Source organism: Streptococcus phocae (assembly GCF_001302265.1).
GTDB lineage: Bacteria > Bacillota > Bacilli > Lactobacillales > Streptococcaceae > Streptococcus > Streptococcus phocae.
In genome coordinates, this window is record NZ_LHQM01000058.1 from 1 (window position 1) to 1,777 (window position 1,777).

The following is a 1,777-nucleotide window of genomic DNA, read 5'->3' on the forward strand; positions in this document are numbered from 1 at the left end:
GCTTTTTGCTTAGTTGTCGTAAACTCTTTTAAGCCATCAACCGTGAAAAGATAAGCTTTGAAAGGTTCTTCACTAAAATAGTCGGTTAGGCTACTTTCTGGCAAGTAAATTTTCCCAATTTCAAAGTTATCTGAGTAGATGTAATAGTTTAGGTTGCCGTTTTCGAGCAGTAAGTTAGCGCCTGCGACGGAAGGTGCATCTTTAAAAACTACCATTTTAAGACCTCTCAAATACAATCAAACCTCGAGTGTTTCTCGGCACTTGTCCTTTATCCACAACTTGTATAGATAAGAACTGTCCAGTTGATTGATCTTGTACTTTTCCGATATTTTGCAACAATGGACCTAGCGTTGCAATCTGAGCATAAGAATTAAGCTCAGCACGTCTTACGACGTCGCTTGGCACAGTGGTGTTTTGCAATGCTTGAGAAAGCCCAGAAATATCATCGATATTATGAGTGTGTTGGTTGTCAGCTTTTTGGTCAAGAGCGTTCTGTAGACCGTTAACATCTGCAATATTGTGTTTGTGTCCTTTTTTCGTGTAATCTTTCTCTGCTTGCTCTTTTGTGAGAACCTTGACCTCTCCAGGAGTGGTCAACAACTTACCTGTAGAGGTCGCTGTCACATAATTAGAACCTTTTGCAGTAACTTGAACCTCGAGATAATTGTCTGCTCGTGTAGTTGTGTTACGTATAGTAATCAATACTTTATCTCTGACAGAGACATCTTTCGTCGGTTCATTCACATACCAACTAGCAGAATAATTTCTATTTGCATAGCTTTTAATTGTTCCATCAGAGTAGCTATAGTTGCTCGTAAACACCTTTTGAGATAGCCCTAGAAATTCATTAATTGCATCAACATCTGCGGAACCGACATTTTTAAGTTCAGATTTTTTGACATAATCTTCTAGGTTGATGCCGTTGACATCACCAGTTTCACCTTTCGGGACAACAATTTGTGTTCCGTCGCTAAAGACTACTTGAGTCCCATCTGAGACACGCTTGTGACCTGTGATGGTTACGCTATCGCCTTTTTCGCCTTTTGGACCAGTTTTGCCCATTGGACCAACAGGGCCAACTTCACCTTTTTTACCCTCTTTTCCTTGAGGCCCTGTATTACCTTGCGGTCCTTCGGGGCCTCGAGGACCCATAGGACCCATAGGGCCTTTTGGAATGGTGATTTCTGTACCGTCGCTAAAAACGAGTTGTACACCATCATCTGTCAAGGTGTTGCGAGAAATTGTTAGGCTATCACCTTTTACGTTGCCTAGCTTGGTTTCTCTGTCACCAATCCATACTGACAACTCACCATCTTCAGACAGTTGCACTTTTGTGATGGATTCACCTTGTGGACCTTCATAGTATGGAAGGTCGTTGTATGCTGTTTTGCCGTCGCCGACCTTTAATTTGTGAGTATCTAACTCAACAACTAACTCTCCATCTTCAACGACGGGGTTCTCTGAACGCCATTCGCTAGCTTGCTTTCTATCAAAAAGTACCTTTATTGGTATTGTTTCTCTTGGACTCATCTATTCCTCCTTCCGTCAAAAATTATTTTGGGCTTGTTCGATTGCTTGCCTACCATAGTTGCACCCTTGGCATCAGCAACATCTTTATACTTCATGTCAAGAGCTATTTCCTGCACTTCTGACGCATTTAAATCTATCCGCTTAGATTTATACCAATCACCTGTCAAAACGCCTGAGAATGAAAATGGATAGGTCTGAATAACGTTGTTATCTTTATCTAAAGTAAACGTCTCTGATTCCATTTTTG

Annotated in this window: 2 protein-coding genes and 1 pseudogene; all 3 read right to left on the minus strand. The window is 41.2% G+C overall.

All coding sequences use genetic code 11. From position 1 onward, the window contains the following. Positions 1–215 (minus strand): hypothetical protein (locus tag AKK44_RS08190; protein WP_152911092.1); only part of this gene is annotated, 215 nt, incomplete at its 3' end. 1 nt (position 216) lies between these two features. Further along, positions 217–1,530 carry a hyaluronate lyase N-terminal domain-containing protein gene (locus AKK44_RS08195; RefSeq protein WP_054279275.1) on the minus strand — a complete coding sequence of 438 codons (1,314 nt, stop codon included), beginning with the start codon at positions 1,528–1,530 and terminating at the stop codon, positions 217–219. After that, positions 1,527–1,777 (minus strand): annotated as a pseudogene (locus AKK44_RS09035) (phage tail spike protein); the annotation flags it as partial. The pseudogene AKK44_RS09035 and the gene AKK44_RS08195, both read right to left, overlap by 4 nt.

What these genes read in the sequence shown, in the direction of transcription:
- AKK44_RS08195 (WP_054279275.1), bottom strand. Translation starts at nt 1,530, where the DNA reads ATGAGTCCAAGAGAAACAATACCAATAAAGGTACTTTTTGATAGAAAG.